22 protein-coding genes are annotated in these 22,586 nt (G+C 51.2%); 6 read left to right on the forward strand and 16 right to left on the reverse strand.

Features of this window, described 5'->3' with window-relative positions; genetic code table 11:
- On the reverse strand, window positions 1–870 hold the full coding sequence (gene map / locus Q0L28_RS03980) for a type I methionyl aminopeptidase (RefSeq protein WP_296631915.1): 870 nt from the start codon (window positions 868–870) through the stop codon (window positions 1–3).
- A 54-nt stretch (window positions 871–924) separates the two neighbouring features.
- Here map and Q0L28_RS03985 point away from each other — a divergent pair, with 54 nt between their 5' ends.
- Window positions 925–1,122: an SPOR domain-containing protein gene (locus tag Q0L28_RS03985; protein WP_296631918.1), complete on the forward strand. Its 198-nt coding sequence runs from the start codon at window positions 925–927 to the stop codon at window positions 1,120–1,122.
- Here the strand turns inward: Q0L28_RS03985 and panB are convergent.
- Genes panB through Q0L28_RS04000 form a run of 3 tightly spaced genes read right to left on the reverse strand, consistent with a single transcriptional unit; the run spans window position 1,119 to window position 3,975 of the window.
- Window positions 1,119–1,931 carry a 3-methyl-2-oxobutanoate hydroxymethyltransferase gene (gene panB / locus Q0L28_RS03990; RefSeq protein WP_296631919.1) on the reverse strand — a complete coding sequence of 271 codons (813 nt, stop codon included), beginning with the start codon at window positions 1,929–1,931 and terminating at the stop codon, window positions 1,119–1,121. The two genes, Q0L28_RS03985 and panB, sit on opposite strands and share 4 nt — an antisense overlap.
- Entirely contained in the window at window positions 1,931–2,320 is a 390-nt protein-coding gene (locus tag Q0L28_RS03995) for a RidA family protein (RefSeq protein ID WP_296631922.1), read from the reverse strand. Before Q0L28_RS03995 ends, panB begins: the two co-directional genes overlap by 1 nt.
- A gap of 8 nt (window positions 2,321–2,328) precedes the next feature.
- Window positions 2,329–3,975 (reverse strand): NAD+ synthase, encoded by a 1,647-nt coding sequence (locus Q0L28_RS04000; protein ID WP_296631924.1) that lies wholly within the window; start codon window positions 3,973–3,975, stop codon window positions 2,329–2,331.
- 39 nt (window positions 3,976–4,014) lie between these two features.
- Between Q0L28_RS04000 and glnA the strand changes: the two genes are divergently transcribed.
- Both glnA and Q0L28_RS04010 read left to right on the forward strand, forming a co-directional pair.
- Complete coding sequence (glnA, locus tag Q0L28_RS04005; protein ID WP_296631927.1) at window positions 4,015–5,355, forward strand: type I glutamate--ammonia ligase; 1,341 nt, start codon at window positions 4,015–4,017, stop codon at window positions 5,353–5,355.
- Window positions 5,356–5,367: 12 nt separating this feature from the next.
- Window positions 5,368–8,385, forward strand: a complete 3,018-nt coding sequence (locus tag Q0L28_RS04010; RefSeq protein ID WP_296631929.1) for a bifunctional [glutamine synthetase] adenylyltransferase/[glutamine synthetase]-adenylyl-L-tyrosine phosphorylase — start codon at window positions 5,368–5,370, stop codon at window positions 8,383–8,385.
- Between the two features lie 56 nt (window positions 8,386–8,441).
- On the opposite strand, the gene Q0L28_RS04015 is transcribed toward Q0L28_RS04010, so the two are convergent.
- Genes Q0L28_RS04015 through Q0L28_RS04030 form a run of 4 tightly spaced genes read right to left on the reverse strand, consistent with a single transcriptional unit; the run spans window position 8,442 to window position 12,556 of the window.
- The gene (locus Q0L28_RS04015) at window positions 8,442–10,079 is read right to left on the reverse strand and encodes a cytochrome bc complex cytochrome b subunit (protein WP_296631932.1); all 1,638 of its coding nucleotides are present in this window, start codon (window positions 10,077–10,079) and stop codon (window positions 8,442–8,444) included.
- Window positions 10,080–10,081: 2 nt separating this feature from the next.
- Window positions 10,082–11,107 (reverse strand): Rieske 2Fe-2S domain-containing protein, encoded by a 1,026-nt coding sequence (locus tag Q0L28_RS04020; protein ID WP_296631935.1) that lies wholly within the window; start codon window positions 11,105–11,107, stop codon window positions 10,082–10,084.
- Window positions 11,108–11,121: 14 nt separating this feature from the next.
- Window positions 11,122–11,910, reverse strand: coding sequence for a cytochrome c (locus tag Q0L28_RS04025; protein WP_296631937.1), 789 nt, complete (start codon window positions 11,908–11,910; stop codon window positions 11,122–11,124).
- 34 nt (window positions 11,911–11,944) lie between these two features.
- The gene (locus Q0L28_RS04030) at window positions 11,945–12,556 is read right to left on the reverse strand and encodes a heme-copper oxidase subunit III (protein ID WP_296631940.1); all 612 of its coding nucleotides are present in this window, start codon (window positions 12,554–12,556) and stop codon (window positions 11,945–11,947) included.
- An 83-nt stretch (window positions 12,557–12,639) separates the two neighbouring features.
- On the opposite strand from Q0L28_RS04030, the gene trpD reads away from it, so the two are divergent.
- Entirely contained in the window at window positions 12,640–13,704 is a 1,065-nt protein-coding gene (gene trpD, locus Q0L28_RS04035) for an anthranilate phosphoribosyltransferase (RefSeq protein WP_296631943.1), read from the forward strand.
- A 94-nt stretch (window positions 13,705–13,798) separates the two neighbouring features.
- On the opposite strand, the gene Q0L28_RS04040 is transcribed toward trpD, so the two are convergent.
- Window positions 13,799–14,263 carry an NUDIX domain-containing protein gene (locus tag Q0L28_RS04040; RefSeq protein WP_296631945.1) on the reverse strand — a complete coding sequence of 155 codons (465 nt, stop codon included), beginning with the start codon at window positions 14,261–14,263 and terminating at the stop codon, window positions 13,799–13,801.
- 52 nt (window positions 14,264–14,315) lie between these two features.
- Between Q0L28_RS04040 and Q0L28_RS04045 the strand changes: the two genes are divergently transcribed.
- Both Q0L28_RS04045 and Q0L28_RS04050 read left to right on the forward strand, forming a co-directional pair.
- A complete protein-coding gene (locus Q0L28_RS04045; RefSeq protein WP_296631950.1) occupies window positions 14,316–15,086 on the forward strand; it encodes a glycerophosphodiester phosphodiesterase family protein in 771 nt (256 codons plus the stop codon).
- A gap of 95 nt (window positions 15,087–15,181) precedes the next feature.
- Entirely contained in the window at window positions 15,182–15,544 is a 363-nt protein-coding gene (locus tag Q0L28_RS04050) for an RNA polymerase-binding protein RbpA (protein ID WP_296631952.1), read from the forward strand.
- Here the strand turns inward: Q0L28_RS04050 and Q0L28_RS04055 are convergent.
- From Q0L28_RS04055 to Q0L28_RS04085, 7 genes are all read right to left on the reverse strand, one after another.
- Entirely contained in the window at window positions 15,529–16,233 is a 705-nt protein-coding gene (locus Q0L28_RS04055) for a polyprenol monophosphomannose synthase (RefSeq protein WP_296631956.1), read from the reverse strand. The two genes, Q0L28_RS04050 and Q0L28_RS04055, sit on opposite strands and share 16 nt — an antisense overlap.
- Window positions 16,230–17,798 carry an apolipoprotein N-acyltransferase gene (gene lnt / locus Q0L28_RS04060; protein ID WP_296631958.1) on the reverse strand — a complete coding sequence of 523 codons (1,569 nt, stop codon included), beginning with the start codon at window positions 17,796–17,798 and terminating at the stop codon, window positions 16,230–16,232. Before lnt ends, Q0L28_RS04055 begins: the two co-directional genes overlap by 4 nt.
- Window positions 17,799–17,800: 2 nt before the next feature.
- Complete coding sequence (locus Q0L28_RS04065; protein ID WP_296631960.1) at window positions 17,801–20,191, reverse strand: DEAD/DEAH box helicase; 2,391 nt, start codon at window positions 20,189–20,191, stop codon at window positions 17,801–17,803.
- A 65-nt stretch (window positions 20,192–20,256) separates the two neighbouring features.
- Window positions 20,257–21,063, reverse strand: coding sequence for a twin-arginine translocase subunit TatC (gene tatC / locus Q0L28_RS04070; RefSeq protein ID WP_296631963.1), 807 nt, complete (start codon window positions 21,061–21,063; stop codon window positions 20,257–20,259).
- An 18-nt stretch (window positions 21,064–21,081) separates the two neighbouring features.
- Window positions 21,082–21,261, reverse strand: coding sequence for a twin-arginine translocase TatA/TatE family subunit (tatA, locus tag Q0L28_RS04075; RefSeq protein ID WP_366843503.1), 180 nt, complete (start codon window positions 21,259–21,261; stop codon window positions 21,082–21,084).
- Window positions 21,261–21,593, reverse strand: a complete 333-nt coding sequence (locus tag Q0L28_RS04080; protein WP_296631966.1) for a hypothetical protein — start codon at window positions 21,591–21,593, stop codon at window positions 21,261–21,263. The genes tatA and Q0L28_RS04080 overlap by 1 nt, the downstream gene beginning before the upstream one ends.
- Window positions 21,594–21,596: 3 nt before the next feature.
- On the reverse strand, window positions 21,597–22,586 hold the full coding sequence (locus Q0L28_RS04085) for a YafY family protein (RefSeq protein ID WP_296631969.1): 990 nt from the start codon (window positions 22,584–22,586) through the stop codon (window positions 21,597–21,599).

Raw genomic sequence — 22,586 nt, forward strand, 5'->3', positions numbered from 1 at the left:
TTAGGGCAGAGTCAGAATCTCTGGCCCGTTATCGGTGATTGCGATTGTGTGTTCAAACTGCGCGGTAATGCTCTTATCTTTGGTCACGATGGTCCACTGGTCTCTCCACATGTTCCATTCGTGCGTGCCCAGGGTCAACATCGGTTCGATCGTGAAAACCATGCCCACTTTGATTTCGTCTGCATAGGCAGGAGCGCTGTCGTAGTGGGGAATGACCAATCCTGAGTGAAAAGCTTCGCCAACGCCGTGACCCGTGAAATCGCGAACCACACCGTAGTCAAAACGTTTGGCATAAGTTTCGATAGCTCGACCAATCACATTTACCTGGCGACCAGGCAACGCCGCATTGATTCCGCGCATCATTGCTTCGTGTGTTCTTTCCACCAGGTTGCGAATATCAGGGGCAACCTCACCGACCATAAATGTTTGATTACTGTCACCGTGGTAGCCATCTTTGAATGCCGTGATGTCGATGTTTACGATGTCGCCTTCTTGCAACACGGTGTCATCTGGAATCCCGTGGCAAATCACTTCGTTGATTGACGAGCAGAGTGATTTTGGAAAGCCTCGATATCCGAGAGTTGAGGGATAAGCGTCATTAGCGATCAAGAACTCGTGACCAATGCGATCTAGTTCGTCGGTGGTGATACCTGGCTTCGCGTGTGAACCAACAAGTTCGATGGCTTGGGCAGCAATTTTGCCCGATGCTCTAATTTTGGCTATTTGATCGGCTGTCTTAACATCGCTACCGGTAAACTTTGCTGGCCCAGTTTTGCCAACATATTCTGGCCTTGCAATGTGCCCAGGAACCGCTCGAAGTGGGCTGACTTTGCCTTGGGTAAGGAAGCCGGTTTTAGGGTCGCGGGGCATGACTCCAGTCTATTTTGCGCTTGGCTTTATGCTTCTAGGTGAAAGCGGTGTCGCATGAGAAGTAGTTATTCCGAGCAAGAAGAGAAGCCAGAGTTCTGGTTCAACCTTCAGACCAATCAGGTCGAAGTGGGTAAGCAGTCGGCTGCGAGCCATCGCATGGGTCCTTATGGCACCCGTGAAGAGGCAGAGCACGCATTGGCCAAGGCTGCCGAAAGAGCAGCAAAATGGCGCGAGGACGAAGCTCGGGATTAGCCTTCGAAAGAGTGCTCGGCAGTAGGGAACTCTTTTGTTGAAACTTCGCGTTTGTATTCTTTCGCAGCGGTGGCGAGGTTCTCGCGAATGTTTGCAAAGCGCTTCACAAATTTGCGCGGCTTTTGACTGCTGAGCCCAGCAAAGTCGGTCCAAACCAAAATCTGCCCATCGGTTCCGTTGCCAGCTCCGATTCCGATCGTCGGGATTGTTAGTTGCTTAGAAATTTGAGTGGCTAAATCTGCCGGAACCATTTCGAACACAACTGCAAAGGCCCCAGCGGCTTCAACGGCAAGAGCATCAGCAATCAAACTTTCGGCTGATTCACCGCGGCCTTGAATTTTGAAACCACCAAGTGCGTTGACGCTCTGTGGTGTGAAGCCCAAGTGGCCCATGACAGGAATGCCAGCCTCGGTGAGAGCTTTTATTTGCGCTGACACGCGCGCACCACCCTCAAGCTTTACTGCTGCTGCACCAGTCTTCTTGATGAGTTCAACGGCATTTTGAATCGCGTCAGAAACGCCACCTTCATAGCTGCCGAATGGCATGTCAATCACAACTAGCGCGCGCTTAGCGGCACTTGCCACGGCGCGCCCGAATGGGATCATTTCAGCCACTGTGATTGGCAGGGTAGTGGTGTAGCCCAGCACGTTATCGGCGGCTGAGTCTCCAACTAGCAAAACATCAATGCCAACCTCATCGAAGATGCCGGCGGTTAGGTGGTCATAGCTGGTTAGGCAGGTGAACTTTTCGCCTGCGTCTTTAAATTCTTTGAGGCTGGTGGTTCTTACCCGCTTGGGCGTGGTTGTCATTAGCTGCGCTTCCAGGCATCAACTTCGATTTCGACCAGCATCTTTGGATTGATGAATTTAACGCCGGCCAAAATTGTCAGCGCAGGTCGAATTTCGCTGAACACTTCACCGTGGGCTTTTCCCGCGGCATCCATATCATCTGGGTTGGTTAGGTAAACGCGGGTGCGCACCACATCGGCAACTGTGTAGTCAACCTGAGCAAGCGCGGCAGCAATTACCTCAAGGGCAACCTTGGTTTGCCCATAGGCATCGCCTTCATGTTGCAGTTGACCATCGACGGTTGCGGTTGTGCCTGATACGTGCACGTAATCTCCGGCAACTACTGCGCGAGAGTATCCCAAAACGCCTTCCCAAGGGCCTCCGCTTGAAATCAATTTGTCTGCTGCCATTTGCTTACCTATCTCTTGTATCCATTTGTGATTGGCATACGGCGATCTCTGCCATATGCCATGCCTGTGATCTTTGGGCCGATTGCTCCTTGGCGACGCTTCCATTCCGAGATCGAAACAAGGTGAATGATTCGATCTACGGTAGCTGCATCAAAACCTTGCGCAATAATTTCTTCTCTGCTCAAGCGTTTTTCAATGTAGGCGTCAAGCAAGTCGTCGAGCAATTCATAATCGGGCAAACTGTCTTGATCGGTTTGATCAGGGCGAAGTTCTGCCGAAGGCGGTTTGCTAATTGAATTCTCAGGAATCGGCGCAACCAAACCCAAATCTGTGGCTTGGGCATTGCGCCACTTTGCGAGTTCCCAGACCAATGTTTTTTCAACATCTTTGATTGGAGCAAAACCACCAACGGAGTCGCCGTAGATTGTGCTGTAGCCAACGGCAAGTTCGGTTTTATTTCCGGTGGTCAAAGTGAGATGGCCTTCCGCGTTGCTGAGACCCATCAGAATGGCGCCTCGCATGCGTGCCTGAAGGTTTTCCGCGGCCAGTCCATCGAAGCCGAGTTGTGTTTCAAAGGCGCTGACCATAGCTTCAATCGGTTCGGTGCGGAGGTGAACTCCGAGGCGCTCCGCTAGGTCATCTGCATCAGAACGCGAATGATCCGAGGAATACCTACTTGGCATCGAAACGCCAAAAACATTTTCTGCACCAATTGCATCGGCTGCGATCGTGGCGCATACTGCCGAGTCAATTCCGCCGCTAAGTCCCAAGACCACACTCTTGAAACCATTTTTCGAAACATAGTCTCGCAAGCCAAGCACCAGAGCACTCCATACTTGGCCCTCAAGCTGCTCCTTGCTGGCTTGGTTGGCTGAACGACATTCGGTCTTCGAATCGATGTCTACCAACGCAACATCGCTAGCAAATTGCGCAGCTCGAGCGATGGTCTCACCTTCGGCATTCACAAAAATGCTGTCGCCATCGAAGACCAGGTCGTCTTGACCACCTACCAGGTTCACGTAGGCGACCGCACAGTTATTTGATTTGGCAAGGTTCTGAACGAGCTCGGCACGTTTGTCGGTTTTATCTACTTCAAATGGTGAACCGTTGAGCACCAAACACACATCTGCATTGCTGGTCTGCAATTGGGCAACTGGCCCACCTGATTGCCAGATGTCTTCACAAATTAGAGTGGCAAATTTAATGCCTTCGAATTCAAAAGTGAGTAGGTCCTTGCCGGGCACAAAAATTCGATACTCATCAAACACTGAGTAGTTAGGCAGGTGATGCTTGGCATAGCGACCAATCACCTTGCCGCCCAAAAGCACCGAGGCGCTGTTCTGAGCGATTGCCCAGGCTTTTGATTGGTCTTCGATTAGCGATGGGTGCCCAATAATTACCGCAACATGGCCCAGATTATTAGCCAGCAAATCTGCGGCGAGCCTGTGAACTGCGGTTTCGGCCTCGGCTACAAACGATTTTCTAGTGGCAAGGTCTTCAATCGGGTATCCGGTGGCGACCATCTCGCCAAACAAAACCATATTTGCGCCCGATTTTGCGGCGTCAATTACCACGTTGAGGCAATCGGCTAAATTGCCATCAATATTGCCAACCAACGGGTTTGTCTGCGCGAGTGCTAAGCGAACTTTAGCCATAACCATTAGCCTAGTAGCAGCACGAGAGAGGGTTTCCCCATGGAAAGACAGCGCGATTTTGTTCTGCGCACCATTGAAGAACGTGGAGTTAAGTTCGTTCGCCTTTGGTTCACCGACGTAGCGGGAACCCTTAAGTCGGTAGCGATTGCACCGGCCGAAGTTGAAGGTGCCTTTGCCGAAGGCCTCGGCTTTGATGGCTCTGCTATCGAGGGCCTTGCCCGCACCTATGAGGCCGACATGTTGGCTCAGCCGGACCCAAGCACCTTCCAGATTCTTCCTTGGCGCGGTGAGATCGACCCAACCGCTCGCATGTTCTGCGATATTCAAACCCCGGATGGCCAGCCGGCTGCCGCAGACCCGCGCAATGTGCTGCGTCGCGCGCTTGCTAAAGCTTCTGATCGTGGATTCTCTTTTTACATTCACCCGGAGATCGAGTTCTATCTGCTCAAGTCTTCAGAGCTTGATGCCAATGGCGAACCGGTTCCTGTAGACAAAGCCGGTTACTTTGACAACGTTCCTGGTGGCACCGCACATGACTTCCGTCGTCGTGCAGTTTCGATGCTTGAACAGCTTGGCATTTCTGTTGAGTTCTCACACCATGAGGGTGGCCCTGGCCAGAACGAAATCGACCTTCGTTATGCAGACGCTTTGACCATGGCTGACAACATCATGACCTTCAGAACTGTGATCAAAGAAGTCGCAATCGAGCAGGGTGTTTATGCCACATTCATGCCGAAGCCATTTACCAACCAGCCTGGTTCAGGCATGCACACCCACATGTCATTGTTTGAAGGCGACACCAATGCGTTCTTCGAAGCCGGTTCGCAATATCACCTTTCAAAGACCGCGAAGCACTTCATCGCGGGCCTCTTGCGTCACGCACCTGAAATCACCGCGGTGACTAACCAGTATGTCAACTCATACAAGCGCCTTTGGGGCGGGGGCGAGGCTCCGAGCTTTGTCTGCTGGGGTCACAACAACCGTTCAGCACTGATTCGCGTGCCACTTTATAAGCCAGACAAGGGCAACAGTTCACGCATCGAATACCGCGCCATCGACTCTGCCGCAAACCCTTACTTGGCCTACGCGTTGTTGCTCGCTGCAGGACTCAAAGGCATCGAAGAGGAGTACCCGCTTCCTTCGGAAACCGAAGACAACGTTTGGGCCCTAAACGATGCAGAACGTCGTGCCATGGGCATCCAGCCGCTGCCACAGAGTCTCGATCACGCCATTCGCAAGTTGGAAGAATCTGAACTTGCTGCGGAAACCCTTGGCGAAGAAGTGTTCAGCTACGTGCTTGCCAATAAGCGTCGTGAGTGGAGTGAATACCGTTCACAGGTCACTCCGTTCGAGTTGAAGCACAACCTCGAGACTCTTTAGGCGAAAGCCGTGGTGGCTGCGCACGATCGCTCACAGGGTCTATCTGAATTAGCCAGGTTTGGCTTTGTTGACCTTGCCGGAACCATTGGCAAACTCGATGCACTGGTAAAAATTGTTGGAGACAGCGGGCGATCAGCGCTTGCCTCATTGGCTGTCACTCAGGACCCCGATCAGGCGCTTAATGCCTTGCTCACCCTGGCAGAGCGTCAACCAGGGGACATCAAGGCACTGCTAAAAAAAGAAGATTCTGCTAGACGACTTTGCTTGTCACTTGGTGCATCTACATCACTAATTGATTTTCTCAATCGAGCTCCAGAAAATCTCGATGTCTTTCAAAAACCCATCAACACTTTGGATGACGCATCGACGCTGAACACAAATCTGTTGAACAGCGTTTCTAAGATCCTTAAGCCAGGTTTTCAAGTTGCCGAAGCATGGAATGCAATCCGACGTGCATACCGTCGTGAATTGCTTAAGATCGTCTCTTTCGATCTAACTCAAGCGAATCCGCAATTGGCTCAACCAGTGGTTGCCGCTGCTTTAGCCGATTTGGCCGGCGCGGCCATTGAAGCTGGCTTGGCTGTTGCGCGTGCGGAACTTAAATTCTCAACCGAGCACGGCGTCTTTACTGAATTTGAAGTTGAAAACACACGCGTTGCCGTGTTGGCGATGGGCAAGTGCGGCGCACGGGAGCTTAATTACATCAGCGACGTAGACGTTATTTATCTTGCCGAATCTGCAAGCGCGGAATTGGAAACAGCCCGGGCAATTGAAGTTGCAACAAAGCTTGTAACACGAATGATGCGCGCCATGGATGGCACCTCAACAGAGCCAATGCTTTGGCAGGTGGACCCCAACCTAAGACCAGAAGGAAAGTCTGGTGCGCTGGTTCGTAGCCTTGATTCGCATGTTGCATACTACGAGCGCTGGGCACAAAGTTGGGAGTTCCAAGCGCTTCTAAAGGCTAGACCATTGGCGGGTGACATTCCGCTTGGCAATGCCTACGTTGAAGCGCTCGCTCCAAAAGTCTGGAGTTCGGCTACTCGCGAAAACTTTGTTGAGTCAGTGCAACGAATGCGCGAACGAGTAACCGAATTCATTCCTGCCAACGAAATTGATTTGCAAATCAAACTTGGTCCCGGCGGTTTGCGCGATATCGAGTTCACCGTTCAGCTGCTGCAACTTGTTCACGGTCGCACCGACGATTCAGTTCGTCAGCGCGACACAATATCGGCGATCAACGCACTTGCTGCCGGGAGTTACATCGGTCGAATCGAGGCCACACAATTTGCCGATAGTTACAGATTTCTTCGCTTGCTGGAGCACCGCATTCAACTTTCAGACATGCGCCGCACTCACTTGATGCCAACTTCGGAATCACGACGCAGAGCACTTGCAAGAGCCATCGATCTCAAGATGACCGCAGAACAACTAATCACTCGCTGGGAAGCTGTGAAAGTTGAAGTGCGGGCATTGCACCAAAAGATTTTTTATCGCCCGTTGCTATCCGCGGTTTCTCGGCTTGATGATTCGAGCCTTTCGCTCAGCAGCGATCAAGTGCAAGATCGACTTCGAGCGATTGGTTTCAGCGACACCAAGGGCGCGTTGGAGCACATTGCTGCACTGACTCAGGGTCTGTCGCGCAGAGCAGCAATTCAGAAACAACTTTTGCCGGTGCTATTGCAGTGGTTCTCGGAGGGCACTGATCCAGATGCTGCGCTGCTTTCGTTCAGACGCTTAAGTGAAGACCTAGGGGAGTCGCCTTGGTATTTGCGAATGCTTCGTGACTCCACAGGTGCAGCACAACGCATGACGCAAGTGCTTTCAAATTCCCGACTGGCCACCGGACTATTTGAGCGCATTCCAGAGGCTGCTGCTTGGTTCGAGAAATCAGAAGACCTCATTCCGATGACAGCTGCTGAACTACAGGTGGAATTTGAATCGGTGATTTCGAGACAAACTGACGTGGATGCCGCTGCGAATCTAATTCGCAGCATTCGTCGCCGTGAGACTTTGCGCATAGCAATCGGAGCTGTTCTTGGAGATCTAACCATCGATCAGCTCAGCCAGGGGCTTAGTGACCTAACCGCAAATTATTTGAAGGCCATGCTCGAAGCGGCAATGCAATTGCGTGGGCTAGACATTTCGGCGAGCGATATCAACAAGATTCTTGATTTTGGAATTATCGCAATGGGCCGCTTCGGTGGTGAAGAACTCGGCTTTGGTTCAGACGCCGACGTGATGTTCGTTTATCAGGTGGTTGAAGGTGCTGACCCTGCGGTCGCGCAGAAAACCGCAGAGCGAATCATTGCCGAATTGAAGCGTCTATGTGCCGATCAACTGCTCGAGTTTGAGTTAGACATCGATCTTCGTCCCGAGGGTAAGAATGGCCCTGTGGCTCGTTCGATCGAGTCATACGCGGCTTATTACAAGCGTTGGGCAAACACTTGGGAGGCGCAGGCACTATTGCGCGCAAGACCAATCGCAGGCAGCGCAGCCTTGCAATCGGCATTCCTTGAACTAATCAACACCTATCGCTATCCAACCGAATTTTCTGACTCGGCGATCACCGAAATTCGCCGCATCAAGGCACGCGTCGAGACTGAGCGTTTGCCGCAAGGCGCTGACCCTCGCCGCCATCTCAAACTCGGCCGTGGCTCACTCAGCGATGTTGAGTGGCTAGTGCAGCTGCTGCAACTTGAACACGGTGCCGAACATCCGGCAATTCGCACTCCAAAAACCCTGCCAGCTTTGGATGCCTGCATTGCGGAAGGGCTCATCGCCGAGCACGATGCTCGTGTGCTTTCTGAAGCTTGGTTGTTGGCTTCAAGAGTTAGATCGGCCAGTGTTTTGTGGGCAAATAAACGCACCGATGTTTTGCCCACCGATCGCCGACAACTCGAGGGCATGGCACGAATTTTGGAGTATCCGCGGGGGAGTGCATCAAACCTTGAAGAGGATTACTTCGCATTCACGCGCCGCGCGCGGTCAGTTTTCGAGCGAATTTTTTACGGGCAACAAGCTGAATAGTTTCAACCAATAAAAAAACCCCGAGCATCTTCTCTCGGGGTTTTTTTAACAACAAATTAGTTGGTTAGTTCTTTGTGTGCTTCTGCGTCTAACTCAGAAGCGTGGTCATGGTGAGCTGCTTCCAACTCAATCTGACCAACCGGTGAAATGCGGTCTTCAAAGTAGAAACGTGACAGCCCTGCACGAACGCGAGCACCAACGGTGATTTTGCCCTTAGCGTTAGGGCGAGCAAGAGTCGGCTTGTAGTCGGCAAAGTCAACCAACTTATACATGTCGTGAGCGTCAAGTGGTTCGTGAACTTCGATGTACTCACCGTGTGGCAAACGAACAATACGACCCGACTCACGACCGTGTAGCACGATCTCGCGGTCTTTGCGCTGCAATGACAGGCAAAGGCGCTTGGTGATGAAGAACGCAATTATTGGGCCAACAATCAACAAGATCTGCATTGAGGTAAGCACCTGGTTCAATGACATCTTGAAGTTTGTTGCAATCAAGTCAGTTGCAGCTCCAGCCCAAAGTGCAGCATAGAAGGTTACACCGGCTGCACCGATAGCAGTGCGAGTAGGCGCGTTGCGCGGACGGTCAAGTACGTGGTGTTCACGCTTGTCGCCGGTGACCCAAGCTTCGATGAATGGGTACAGTGCAACAACGGCCAAGAAACCAACACCAACAATCATTGGCAGCAAGATGTTCCAAGCCCAAGTGACTCCACCAGCGGTTACCTCTAGGTGGGTTGGTGCCAAACGAAGGGCGCCATCCAAGAAGCCGATGTACCAGTCAGGCTGTGTACCAGCTGAAACAGGGGATGGGTCGTAGCCACCGTAGTTCCAAACCGGGTTGATGGTGATGGTGGCTGCAATCAGCATGATCACACCGAACACGATGAAGAAGAAGCCACCAGCCTTTGCAACGTATACAGGCATAAGCGGGTAGCCAACAACGTTGTCGTCACGCTTGCCAGCACCTGAATAGTGAGTGTGCTTGTGAATAACAACCATGAACAAGTGGATGACGATGAACACGAGAATCAATGCTGGAACCAGCAAGATGTGTAGACCGTAAAGACGAGCAACAATGGTTTCCCCTGGAAACTCGCCACCGAATAGCAATGATGATGTGTAGGCGCCGATTACCGGGATGCCCTTGATCATTCCATCGATGATTCGAAGACCGTTTCCTGAAAGCAAGTCGTCAGGAAGTGAGTATCCAGTAAAGCCACCAGCCATGCCGAGCACGAACAACACAAAACCAACCAACCAGTTGATTTCACGTGGCTTGCGGAATGCACCGGTGAAGAACACGCGGAGCATGTGCAAACCAGCAGCTGCAACAAATAGAAGCGCAGACCAGTGGTGCACCTGACGCATCAAAAGGCCGCCGCGCACCTCAAATGAAATGTCGAGTGTCGATGCGTAGGCAATTGACATCTCGGCACCCTTTAGCGGGCCGTATGCTCCGTCGTAAATAACCGGAGTCATAGCTGGCTGGAAGAAGAAGGTTAGGAAGGTTCCTGAAAGCAAAAGCACTAGGAAGCTGTAAAGCGCAACCTCACCCAACATGAATGACCAGTGGTCGGGGAAGATCTTGCGACCAAACTCCTTGAGAATGCCTGCTACACCGACGCGCTCGTCGAGGTAGTTTGCTGTGCCGGCTAGAAAGCCGCCTTTTTTAGCTTGAACTGCGTTGCTCATTTTTAACGCTCCCAGAAGCTAGGGCCAACAGGCTCGGTAAAGTCACTCTGTGCAATCAAGTAGCCCTCTGCGTCTACGGTGATTGGCAACTGAGGTAGTGGTCGAGATGCAGGACCGAAAACAACCTTGCAGGCATCGGTCACATCAAAAGTTGACTGGTGGCACGGGCACAACAAGTGGTGAGTGTGCTGTTCGTATAGCGCTACTGGGCAACCAACGTGGGTGCAGATCTTGCTGTAGGCAACGATGCCGTCGTAAGACCAGGTTTTGCGTTCTTCAGATTCTTTGATGTCTGCTGGGTCAAGGCGAACTAGCAAGACAGCTGCCTTGGCCTTTTCTTCAAGCTTGTGGTGCTCAAGATCAGCTAGGCCTTCTGGAATCACGTGGAAAACAGATCCGATGGTGACATCCGAAGCTTTAATTGGTGTGCCAGTTGGGTCTTTCGCTAGGCGAGTGCCCTTCTTCCACATGGTGTGACGCAAAGTATCGCCTGGGTTTGGGCCAAGGTCACCGAACAACATGATTGCTGGAAGCGGGAACAAAGCCAATGCTCCGTATAGAGAACGGCGAATCAACTTGCGACGAGAAAAACCAGATTCTGAATCTGCAAGCTTGATGATCTCGATTGCGCGGGCACGAACTTCTTCGCTGCCGCGGGTTTGGTGACGAGGCTCAGAAACTTCGTTGTCTGGCATCAAGGTCTTTGCCCAGTGCACGGCACCAATGCCAATGCCAAGCAAACCAAGGGTGATGCCTAGACCAAGCAGCACTGTGTTGTTGCGCACGGATCCAAGGTCGTCGGTTAGTGGAAAAGCAAAGTAGGCATAGATTGCAAAAGCGCTGCCAATTGCCGAAGCCACGAACATTGCTGTCACCTGACGTGAGGCAGCCTTCTCATGCTTCTTGCTCTTGTCGGTCATGCGAACGCGGTGAGGTTCAAGACCCGGGTCTTGAATTTTATCCGCAGCGATTACCGCTAGACCACCTGAGTAGTCGTGCTCAGCATCTGGTGAGTTAGTTTTGCTCATAATCTCTATCGTCCTTAGTTCGACTTAGCGCCAAGCCAAATGGTGATTGCAACAATTAGTCCAAGACCAAAGATCCAAATGAATAGACCTTCTGCAACTGGGCCAAGGTTGCCGAGTTCATAGCCACCTGCGGATGGGTTTGACTCCACGTACTTTAGGTAAGTGATGATGTCTTTTTTGTCAGCAGGGGTGAGGTTTGCATCGTTGAAAACCGGCATGTTCTGAGGGCCAGTAAGCATGGCCTCGTAGATGTGATCTGCAGGAACACCAACCAACGACGGCGCGTACTTGCCTTCGGTAAGCGCACCACCGGCACCAACAGCGTTGTGACACATCGCACAGTTGATGCGGAATAGCTCGCCACCGCGAGTTGCGTTACCGTTGGCCTCAAGCTGAGCGTCGGTTGGAATTGCTGGACCAGGAGCAAGTGTTGCCACCCAAGCGGCCATTGCGTCAATCTGGTCAGCAGTGAACTGTGGGTATTTCTTTTGAATCTGAGGGCCTGAAGCCTGAGCCGGCATGCGACCAGAGTCAACCTGGAATTCAACTGAAGCTGCCCCAACACCAATCAAGCTAGGAGCGTTGTTCGTGCCTTCTGCATTCTTGCCGTGGCAACTTGCACAGTTAGCAAGGAAAAGCTTGTGTCCAGTGTCTAGCTGAGCAGCATCGGCAGCTGCCGGGGCAGCGGTTTCGGCAACAGCAGCAGTAGTTGCTGCATAGCCACCACCGGTCAATGCCAAGCCTGCTGCGATTACTAGAACCGCTGCAAACGGGCTTCGACGAGAGCCGTTCGATTTCTTCATGAATGCCATTGTTATAGGTCTTTCAGGTCGATCTTTATTTGAGAACGTAAACGATTAGGAACAAGCCGATCCAAACTACGTCAACGAAGTGCCAGTAGTAAGAAACAACGATTGCGCTGGTTGCCTCGTAGTGACCGTATTTCTTAGCCGCGAAGGTGCGACCAATAACGATCAAGAATGCGATTAGACCGCCGGTCACGTGGAGGGCGTGGAAACCGGTGGTGATGTAGAAAGCGCTGCCGTACGAGTTGGCGTTTAGCGCGACGCCTTCAGAAATTAGAGTTGCGTATTCCCAAACCTGGCCTGCAACGAACACTGCTCCTAGAAGGTAGCTGAGCATGAACCATTCTGCTACACCCCATTTAACAGGTGACCAGCCAGTTGCACGCGGCTGAAGTCGTTCAGCCGCAAAGACACCGAACTGAGCAGTGAACGATGAAGCCACCAAAATCAGGGTGTTCACCAATGCGAATGGCACGTTCAAAATGGTTGTGTCATGAGCCCAGATCTCTGGTGAATTGGCACGAAGTGAGAAGTACATTGCAAAAAGACCTGCAAAGAACATCACCTCGCTGCCAAGCCAAACGATAGTTCCAACCGAGGTTGAACTTGGGCGATTAATGACTGGGGCGCTAATGGTCGTCATGTTTTCCATCCTAACTCTCAGAATCGCTTGATAAGGGCTTTTCAGGCGGTTCGTCGTGGATTTTCGCTAATAAACTTTGCCCTATGAGCGCTTCGACGAATTGGCAAACATTACTTGGCAAGCTAACGCGGAAAATCGATTTAGATCGAGCCGAGGCGGCCTGGGCAATGCAGCAGTTTATGTCGGGTGAAACCCCCGAGATAACCATGGCTGCTTTCATGATTGCATTGCGCACTAAGGGTGAATCAGTAGACGAACTATCTGGTCTAGTGGATGTCGCGCTGGAGCACTCGCTCAAATTAGCAACCGGCCAGAACGCGGTCGACATTGTTGGCACCGGTGGCGACATGCTCGGTACGGTAAACATTTCTTCGATGGCATCCGTAGTGACCGCAAGTGCCGGTGTGCCGGTTTTGAAGCACGGCAGCCGATCGGCCTCGGGTAAGACTGGATCAGCCGAAATGCTTGAGGCTTTGGGTGTTCGTTTGGACGCCAGCCCAGAGCGACTTGCCGAGATTTTCGAACAAGTGGGCATCACATTTTTCTTTGCCCCGGTATTTCACCCCTCACTGCGCCACCTAGCCCCGGTGCGAAAGGCCTTGGGGGTGCCTACAACTTTTAACTTCCTGGGGCCACTGGCGAACCCAGCTCAGCCAATCGCGACCTCGCTTGGTGTGGCTAGGGCTTCCGTTTTGCCGCTTATCGCAGCAGAACTCGCATCTAGGGGCCGCACAGCCCTCGTTTTCAGAGGCAGCGACGGTCTGGACGAGCTAACTACCACCGGTGAAAGTGAGATTTTCCAGGTTTGTGGGGGAGAAGTCACCACGTTCGAGCTAAATCCCACCCATTTTGGGTTGAAAAGGTCTGAAATCAGCCAATTAATCGGCGGAAATGCAGAAGAGAACGCTGAAGTGGCTCGCCAATTGATTGCTGGCAGCACCTCGGGCAACCTTGGCGCAGTGCGAGACATCGTTTTGTTGAATGCCGCCGGAGGAGTGGTGGCCTATGAATTGGCCAAGGATCACTCACGAGCTGACGTTGACCTCAACCTGCGATTTGAAGATGCGCTGCAACGCGTGACAACTGCATTGGAGTCTGGCGCCACCGCCGAGAAGCTTTCTCAGTGGATTAGCGCGAGCCAGCAGTAACCCAAAGCAAAAGAACCTGCGGATACCGGGGAGACGGTCCTGGATGCCAGAGAAACATTACTTGACATAATGTTCATTATCGGCGAATGGGGTTCTAGCTCCTGAACTGCTGCTGCAGCAATTGCACCAATTCTTGCGGTCCTACCAGCTCATCTGAATTTGCCAGCTCTTCGATGTTCCACCAGCGATGTTCCAGCACATCTCGCCGTTCATCCTCAGTCCAACCTGAAATGTCTAAATCAAATTGCGGATATTCCAGTTTGTAAAAATGATCGACAAATGTGTGGTGGTTTTTTCCGTCACCCCAATCCCAGCGGCCGGTAAAACTGGCGATTGGCTCGCCCAGGTCCTCAGGTTGCACCACAAGGCCCGTTTCTTCGCGCAATTCGCGCACGGCTGCATCCAGCGGGGTTTCGCCGTCATCAATTCCGCCACCCGGGGTGATCCAACGAGCCGGCAATTGAACCTCAGGGTCAAAATGCGTCTTCAGCAGCAAAATGTGATGCTGCGGGTCATAAATTATGACTCTTGCTGTTTCGCGGTGCTGTCCAGGCTTCATAAAAGTCATTTTGCCTCATCAACTGTTAACCATTGCCGTTTATCATCTGAACATGGCCTCGAAAAAGAGCTACTGGAGCACCTTGGAACCGCGTATTTTCGCGCACCGAGGTTTGGTCACTTTGGACAGTCCAGATGAAAACACGGTTCCCGCATTCAGAGCTGCGGTTTTGGCTGGGGCCGACTACATCGAATCAGACCTGCAATTAACCTCGGATGGTGTTCCCGTGCTCTTTCACGACGCAGATTTGTTGCGTGTGGCTGGTCTTAACAAAAAGATCTCCCAGGTCTCTTGGGCTGAACTGCAAGATATCCGTTTGCTGCGGGGTGGCCACATTCCCCGTCTCGAAGATGTTCTCAAAGCCTTCTCGGGTTCAAAATTCAATTTGGATTTTAAGAGTGATGATGTGGTTGCGCCTGCAGCTGCGGTTATTAATAAGTTGCGTTGTCACAATCGTGTTTTGGTCACTTCTTTTAGTGACGCTCGCCGCCGTCGTGCAGTTTCTTTGATGGACTCCCCTGTGGCAACATCTGCGGGTTCGATCACCGTGGTGCTTATTTATATAGCTTCGTATGTGCCGGTGCCAGCATTAGGTCGCCTAATTGCACGCGACGTGGATTGCTTGCAAATTCCAGTTGGAAATAAATACATCCACTTTGACACCAAGCGGTTCATTAGATACTGCAGATCAATAGACCTGAGTGTTTATTTCTGGACCATAAATAAGAAAAAGGATATGAAGCGCCTAGTTGGTTTGGGCGCCGCCGGAATCGTCACAGATAAGTGCGATCTAGCGATTGAGGCATTCGCAACTTCTCTGTGAGTTTGCTGTTAAGACTGCAAATGCGGGATGATTGACTGTTCTCGCCGAGTTGTTCCTCGTCGAGCCCTAATCGGGCCAATCTTCAGGAGGAAATAATGGCACAACAAACTATGCGCGGAATGCGCCTGGGAACTCAAAGTCTTGAGAGCGAACGCGGAGTAAATTACTCGGCTCGCGTGCAGCACTCCTACCAATGTGCAAACAACCACGTTTCAGAAATGGTTTTTGCTGCGGATGCTGAGATTCCACAGACCTGGCAGTGCAAGAGCTGCCCACAGCAGGCAACATTGCTTGAAGATGGAAAACTAATCAAACTTGATTTGGTTGAAGACAAGACTCCACGCAGTCACTGGGAGATGCTTCTTGAGCGTCGCAGCCGTGACGAACTTGAAGAAATTTTGCAGGAGCGCCTGGACTACATTCGTGCACGTCGTGCCGGTGGTCAAGCAGACCTATAAAAACCCCATTTGGTGACCAGCCATAGTGCCTCGAGCACTATGGCTGTTGTCATTTTTGAGGCACCATGGTTTCGCTCCACGAAGGTAATTGGCACCTCACGGATTCGGCCACCTTGTTGGTGAACGCGCATTGCCATCTCTACTTGAAATGCATAACCTCGCGCGGCGACGCCATGCAAGTTCATCTGGCGAAGAAAGCTAATTCTGAAAACTCTAAAACCCGCAGTCATGTCTTTGATTTGAGTTCGCAACATGAGGTGCGCATAAATGTTGCCAACTCGCGATATAAGTTTGCGATGTGCGGGCCAGTTGAGTACCTCTCCCCCAGCAACCCAGCGCGAGCCGATAACTAGGTCTGCATTTGTTGCTGCATCAAGAAGTTTGGGCAGGTCGATGGCTCGGTGACTTCCGTCGGCATCCATCTCTACAACTAATTCATAGTGACGCTTTAGTGCCCATTCAAAGCCGTGCAGATAAGCAGCTCCCAAACCATCTTTGCTGTTGCGATGCAACACCGAAATGCGTGAATCGGCTGCGGCGAGTTCGTCGGCAAGCATGCCGGTGCCGTCGGGGCTAGCGTCATCAACGATCAAGATTTCAACGGTAGCGACGTGCTTCAAAATGCTATTGACTGAGGTGCTTAGATTCTCGATTTCGTTGTAGGTGGGCATGATTACCAGAGTCTTCATTTACCTTCACCCCGCAGCAGGCTCTTCTTTAGGCGGCCATGGCGAATTGCCCGAAAGATGAAAAATAGCGCTAAAAGATTGAGGCCTAAGTCAACGTATTGGCCAAAGATCATGGCCGGAGTTAGCGATGTGCGCAGCGGAACGGCAGCAACCATGGCACCGGGTTCAAAAGTAGGTAGCTGTTGAATCACTGCGCCATCTGGCGCATAAACAACCGACTTACCTACAGTGGAAATATTGACTACTGCCCTGCCTGTCTCTATCGCGCGCAGTTTGGCAAATGCAACTTGCTGAAAGGTTTCATCGCTGTGACCAAAGTCGGCGTTGTTTGTTTGCGAAATAATCACCTGTGCACCCTCGCGCACTAAATCACGACCAATGTCGTCAATGGCAATTTCGAAGCAAATTAGCACGCCGAGTTTCTCTTTATTCAGTTCAAAAATTCCGTCACGAGTTCCAAAGGTGTAGCCACGTGAGATCAAACCCACTAGGTCTGGAGCAAGTTGATACCAAAAGTCTCGGTCGGGTACATACTCCGCAAACGGCACTGGACGCTTTTTGTCGTACCAGTCAACAGGTCCTTGGTTTGGCTTCCACAAAATTGAGCTGTTGTAGATGTCTTGCCCACGACTAGTAATAGTTCCAAAAATCAGTGGCACTCCCAGAATGTTGTCGACTTCGTTTCGAATTGTTTGTGCTGCCTTCACATCGATAAACGGGCTGATGTCCGAGGCGTTCTCTGGCCAGATCACGACATCAACTTTGTGTTGCTTAAGTTGCTTATAAATCAGTTTCGTTGCTTCAAGGTGGTTTCGCAGAATCGAACCTCGATCAGGGTTCGCGAATAAGCCTGCATTCGCATTGCCCTGCACCGCTCCAACGTTCAACGTTCCGGCCTCGCTCGTTGATGGTGGTGTTGTGAGCACCGGGATAGCGAAAGTCGCAGCAACAGTGAGAAATGCAATCGATTTTTGAAGTTTGGACGCCGTTCGCCACTCAAGTACCGACACGAGACAAAGCACGCTTACGAATGCGACGACAAAAGTAAGAGAACCAAGGCCTCCCCAGTAAACCCAATTGGCGAGTGGCGATTCGCTTTGGCTTTGGGAAAGTCTTGACCAGGGAAATCCACCATATGGAATTGAAATTGAAACCCATTCACGAGCAGTGAATATGGATGCCAGTGTCGCAGCGATTGACAACTGACGCGTGGCTCGGTTCTTAAGTCGGTCAAGTTTGCTCAGAACCAAGGCGATGCAAGCCATGCCTACAGCGAATATCGCGGCTTCCATAATTGAAAGTGCAAGCCAAGGCACGGGGCCAAGATAAAGGCTCAACCATTCAATCTGGCTTAGGTAAAAAGCTAGGCCACCAACAAATCCAAAGAAAAGCGCTTTTGCAAAACCTAAACCGCGAACCGAGAGCGTTAGCAAAGCTACTGAAACGAAAATCAGTGGCCAGATGCCCTCTCGCGGAAACGCAAGGCTCGACACCAAACCGCCAAGGAGTGCCATGGCTCCGCGCACCAGGTCATAGCGCGTGATTGAAAATTTCAGCTTAGGCATCGTTATCCGTAGTACGAGTAGGCCACGATGCCACGCTTTACTTTGTCGACAGCATTTTTAGCAGTCGCAGCCAATTCGCCATCCGCGGTTTGTGCAATCTGATCGAGAAGGTCGATGATCATCTTGGCCCATCGGATGAAGTCACCGGCAAGCAAGTCGGCGGCATCCAACACGGTGTCAAGGCGAGCACCAGATGCCCAGCGGTGAATCGGCAATGCCAAACTCAAATCGAGTGGCGGGGTCTTGCCCAACTTGTGGTGGTGGGCTAGTTCCTCGAGGTCTGCCCAAATCTCTTGCGTGCGTTCAATGACCTCGACAAAATTGCCTTTAGGCAATCGAGGTTCCCATTCCTCATCACGCCTTGCCTCGTAAACCAATGCTGCGGCAACGGCAGCTAGGTTCGGGGCATCTAGTTTGTTCCAGACACCCTCGCGCAGGCTTTCTGCAATTAGCAAATCGCGCTCGCCATAAATGCGTGCAAGTTTCTTGCCTGCTTCGAGCACCTCAAAATCGCCATCATTGTCTTCTACATATTTAAGATCGATGAGCATGTCGCAAATTCGATCGAAGGTTCGCGCAACCTGATTTGTGCGCCCTTCAATTTGCGCGTGAATACCGTCAAGTTCACGTTGCAGCTTGAACCAACGCTCACCCCATCGTGCGTGCGCTTCTCTTTCATTACACGCATGACAAGGGTGTGAACGCAGATCTCTCTTTAACTGATTGATGCGCTGTTCTTGAATGTGTCGCCCTTTTGACTGTCGAATGTCCTTGCCTCTGTCTGCACGTACTCTGCCAGAAGCCAACAGGCGCTCGATGTCTGTAATCTCACGTCGCATTTCGGCATAAGCCTGAAAATCACCAAGGTGACACTTCATTGCGGTGGCATAGCCGGCTAGCGACTCTTGCTTCTCTCGAATTCCGCGAGCTAACCCGACAACCGAACGGTCTGCTTGAAATTGTGCAAACGATGTTTCTAGAACTTCGCGAGCTCGTTCGCGACCGAAGGCCTCTAGTAGATTCACCGACATGTTGTAGGTGGGTCTGAACGGGCTGATCAACGGGTAGGTGCGCTTGCTGGCAAGACCGGCAACATTATTTGGATCCATGTTGGCCGACCACTGGATGACCGAATGGCCTTGTGTGTCGATGCCTCGACGTCCGGCACGACCGGTGAGCTGAGTGTATTCGCCTGGTGTTATTTGAACGCGGCCTTCACCGTTGAATTTGTCCAGACGCTCAAGCACCACAGTGCGAGCTGGCATGTTGATGCCAAGCGCGAGAGTTTCGGTTGCGAAGACAACCTTCACAAGCTTGCGCAAAAACAGTTCTTCGACCACCTCTTTGAATGCTGGCAACATTCCTGCGTGGTGAGCGGCAACACCCTTCTCTAATCCGCTTAGCCAGTCGAAATAGCCAAGCGTGGCTAGATCTTCATCAGCTATGTTGTGAGTTTTTTCTTCAACAATTCGACGAATCTCTTGCTTTTCCTCGGTTGTAGTCAGGCGCACTTGGCTGCTTTGACAAGCTTTTACCGCTGCATCGCATCCCGCGCGCGAGAAGATGAAGAAAATGGCTGGCAGCAGATCAGCATCTTCAAGAATCTCAACTATCGCAGGCTTTGAAATCCGCTCAATGCGGTTTTGCATGGCCCGATTCTGCTCGCCATATGACTGCCGCTTGCCCCGGTATGAGTTATTGATTGGTTGGCGCATTTTGGTGGCATGCTTGGCTGCTAGCTCGCCGTTGACTCGAGTTGCACCCTCACTCTCGTCAAACAGCTCAATCATCTCTGAGCCAAAAAGCACGTGCTGGTTCAGTGGTACCGGTCGGATTTCCGAAACGATGATTGCAGTATCACCGCGAACTTCGTCTAGCCATGCTCCAAATTCCTCAGCGTTGGAAACCGTTGCGCTCAGAGAAACGATCTTGACGTCTTTTGGCAGGTGCAGAATAACTTCTTCCCAAACCGCTCCCCTAAACCGGTCGGCAAGATAGTGAACCTCATCCATCACTACATAACCAAGCGTGATCAATGAGTTCGAATTGGCATAAATCATGTTTCGAAGCACTTCGGTGGTCATCACCACAATTTGCGCATCAGAGTTCTGATTGGTGTCACCGGTCAGCAGACCAACTTTTTCGGGCCCATACCTTTTGACCATCTCGGCGTATTTTTGATTGCTCAGCGCTTTGATGGGAGTTGTGTAGAAAACCTTCTGATTTTTTTCTAGCGCCAGGTGGATGGCAAACTCACCCACGATAGTTTTGCCGGCGCCAGTTGGCGCTGCAACCAGCACACCCTGATCTTTAGCAAGCGCACGACAGGCTTGCTCCTGAAAGTCATCGAGTGGGAATTTGAGGAGTTTGGTGAACGAATCTAGCGAGGGCACAGCCGGAGCCTTACGAGATTTGGCGTATCGTTCTGCGGGCGAGAGCTCGTTATTAGTCACAGGCACTAGTCAACCTGAGGTGCATCAGATAATCCGTCTAATTCGAGGTCGATTTGCAATTGTTTTTTCGCTCGACGCTTATCGTTTAGCCAAGTGACTAACGCGGATAAAGCGTAAAGCGCCAAAAGTGGAATCATCACTAAGAACATCGACATTGGGTCGGCAGTTGGAGTAGCTAATGCGGCAATCACAGCGATCACGAAGATAGCCACGCGCCAAGACTTGATGATCGAACTTGCAGAAATCAAATTGGCAAAGTTTAGAAGAACCAAAACAACTGGCAAGACGAATGCGATTCCGAAAACAAGCAGAATGCGGATGGTGAACAAAATGTACTCGTTGGCATTAATAACGTTGGCGCTGCCTGAAGGTGTGAATCCAATTAAAGTTGACACGAAGCCCGGTAGCGAGACCCATGCCATCCAACAACCAGCTGCAAATAGCGGAATAGCACTGCCAAGAAACGCCAACGTATATCGACGCTCACGTTTTTTGAGACCGGGAGTTATGAAGGCCCAGAGGCTATAAAGCCAAAAAGGGCTAGTGATTAATACTCCAAGAAAAATCGATACCTGCAACCGCAGGTCGAAAGCGCCCACAACGGTGCCGAAATTTATGGTGGCGTTGATGTTCTTGCTCTGGGCAAGTTCAACAACGGGCGCCTGAAGTATTTGGAAAACAGGATCAAACAAAATCCAACCCAGAACTGAACCAGCAAAGATCGCGATAGCAATAAAAAACAGTCGATTGCGCAACTCTTTTAGGTGACCACCAAGGCTCATACGAGCGTCGGGGTTGCGTTTCTTAGCCATCAAAGCCCAGCTCGGTTGCTAGTTTTCGGTTGGCTTGTCGCCCTTATCAGATGGCTTGGTGTCATCTGCCTTGAGTTCTTTCTTAAAAACTCGCATTGACTGTGCCAGGCTCTTGGCCAAACCTGGAAGTTTTGGACCACCCCAGAGCAGCAAAACGATAACGAGGATGATGATCCATTCCCAGCCATTGAGTCGCATTATTGAAACCTGCTTTCTGTGGGGTCAAACTGATTTAATCGCTTGATAAGCCTACGCTGTCGATCTTCACGTTTCTTTGCTTTGTTGCGCAGTAGTCGCTTTCGAGCCTGAATGTGAATCTGCGGGTCATCGTTCATATTGGAGCCCGGAGCCTCGATTTGAGCCGGCTCATCGATTGCCCGCTGCAGTTTTTCGAGTGTTGGCAACAGCTTGGCTGCCTGCCGAGCAACGGCTTTTCCGCTCTGAAAGAGGCTGTATCCAACCAGTGCAAAAACAACCAGACTGAATATGCCTACCCCCACCCAGATCCAAAACAAGGCCCAAAACCCCATCAGCTACTCCTCATCCTGAACTTGATTCGTCAATTCGGGTTGGCGGCCAAGAGCCTTTAGCGCGTAAGTCTTAACGAAACTCCGAGCTTCGAGTGGTTCGATTACTTTTGCCGCTCCCCCATATTTAGCCACTAGCCGAGCAATGTTGGGAAGGTGGCCAACCTTGATTTCTGCGCGGATGTTTCCTGATTCAATCGATTTCGGTTCAGCCACATTTTGGAATTCAGAAATCAGACGATAGGCCTCGGGTTGAACCTCAACCACCACAGTGGTGTCGGTTTTATCTGCCACGTAAAGCGCGTCATCAATCTCGCCCACTGACTTAGCCTCATTAGAAATGGCAGTTTCGAGAACCTCGATAGAACGCATGCGATCGAGTCTGAAATTGCGCATTGCGTTATTTATCGGGCAATAACCCCGCAAGTACCAGCCATCGCTTCTTGGATCAAGCCGAATCGGATTAATATCTCGCAGTGCACGTTCGCCTTTTTGGTTGAAGTATTCACATCGAATTTGCTTCCCCTGCAAAATTGCTTGACGGATTATTTCTGATCCGGCTTCAACAGTCCCAGGAACAACTTCGACAGTTGCGACTGCACCTCGACCCGATCCAGCTGCCAAAAGATTCTGCAATTCAATCAAGTCTTTATCATTTGCAAACTCTGGAATGGTGGCCAGGTAGTTAAGACCAGCGGCAATTGCAGAAGCTTGCCTGGTCGAAAGACGCGGCACATTTTCGATTACTTCATTTTCAAGTAGTTGCAAAATGCCGTCTTCTTCAAGAGCATCCACATCAATGTAAAAAAACCATTGCTCAAAGTCGCCCACCTCAGCCGTCAATTCATTGATTGATGTGACTGCAGCACGAATGTATTTCTCTTCTAAATCAAAATGTTCGGCAGCTTCAGCAAGTGAAACCGGCCCTCGGTTTTGCAAATATCCAATCAAAGCGAGCAGAAAATTGAATCGCTCCTCGCCGTTGAAACTAGCCAA

The sequence above is a fragment of the Rhodoluna sp. genome, assembly GCF_024639375.1.
Classification (GTDB): Bacteria; Actinomycetota; Actinomycetes; order Actinomycetales; family Microbacteriaceae; genus Rhodoluna.

Coding starts and splice junctions, on each gene's coding strand:
- map (WP_296631915.1), bottom strand. CDS start 870: ATGCCCCGCGACCCTAAAACCGGCTTCCTTACCCAAGGCAAAGTCAGC.
- Q0L28_RS03985 (WP_296631918.1), top strand. CDS start 925: ATGAGAAGTAGTTATTCCGAGCAAGAAGAGAAGCCAGAGTTCTGGTTC.
- panB (WP_296631919.1), bottom strand. CDS start 1,931: ATGACAACCACGCCCAAGCGGGTAAGAACCACCAGCCTCAAAGAATTT.
- Q0L28_RS03995 (WP_296631922.1), bottom strand. CDS start 2,320: ATGGCAGCAGACAAATTGATTTCAAGCGGAGGCCCTTGGGAAGGCGTT.
- Q0L28_RS04000 (WP_296631924.1), bottom strand. CDS start 3,975: ATGGCTAAAGTTCGCTTAGCACTCGCGCAGACAAACCCGTTGGTTGGC.
- glnA (WP_296631927.1), top strand. CDS start 4,015: ATGGAAAGACAGCGCGATTTTGTTCTGCGCACCATTGAAGAACGTGGA.
- Q0L28_RS04015 (WP_296631932.1), bottom strand. CDS start 10,079: ATGAGCAACGCAGTTCAAGCTAAAAAAGGCGGCTTTCTAGCCGGCACA.
- Q0L28_RS04020 (WP_296631935.1), bottom strand. CDS start 11,107: ATGAGCAAAACTAACTCACCAGATGCTGAGCACGACTACTCAGGTGGT.
- Q0L28_RS04025 (WP_296631937.1), bottom strand. CDS start 11,910: ATGAAGAAATCGAACGGCTCTCGTCGAAGCCCGTTTGCAGCGGTTCTA.
- Q0L28_RS04030 (WP_296631940.1), bottom strand. CDS start 12,556: ATGACGACCATTAGCGCCCCAGTCATTAATCGCCCAAGTTCAACCTCG.
- trpD (WP_296631943.1), top strand. CDS start 12,640: ATGAGCGCTTCGACGAATTGGCAAACATTACTTGGCAAGCTAACGCGG.
- Q0L28_RS04040 (WP_296631945.1), bottom strand. CDS start 14,263: ATGAAGCCTGGACAGCACCGCGAAACAGCAAGAGTCATAATTTATGAC.
- Q0L28_RS04045 (WP_296631950.1), top strand. CDS start 14,316: ATGGCCTCGAAAAAGAGCTACTGGAGCACCTTGGAACCGCGTATTTTC.
- Q0L28_RS04050 (WP_296631952.1), top strand. CDS start 15,182: ATGGCACAACAAACTATGCGCGGAATGCGCCTGGGAACTCAAAGTCTT.
- Q0L28_RS04055 (WP_296631956.1), bottom strand. CDS start 16,233: ATGAAGACTCTGGTAATCATGCCCACCTACAACGAAATCGAGAATCTA.
- lnt (WP_296631958.1), bottom strand. CDS start 17,798: ATGCCTAAGCTGAAATTTTCAATCACGCGCTATGACCTGGTGCGCGGA.
- tatC (WP_296631963.1), bottom strand. CDS start 21,063: ATGGCTAAGAAACGCAACCCCGACGCTCGTATGAGCCTTGGTGGTCAC.
- tatA (WP_366843503.1), bottom strand. CDS start 21,261: ATGCGACTCAATGGCTGGGAATGGATCATCATCCTCGTTATCGTTTTG.
- Q0L28_RS04080 (WP_296631966.1), bottom strand. CDS start 21,593: ATGGGGTTTTGGGCCTTGTTTTGGATCTGGGTGGGGGTAGGCATATTC.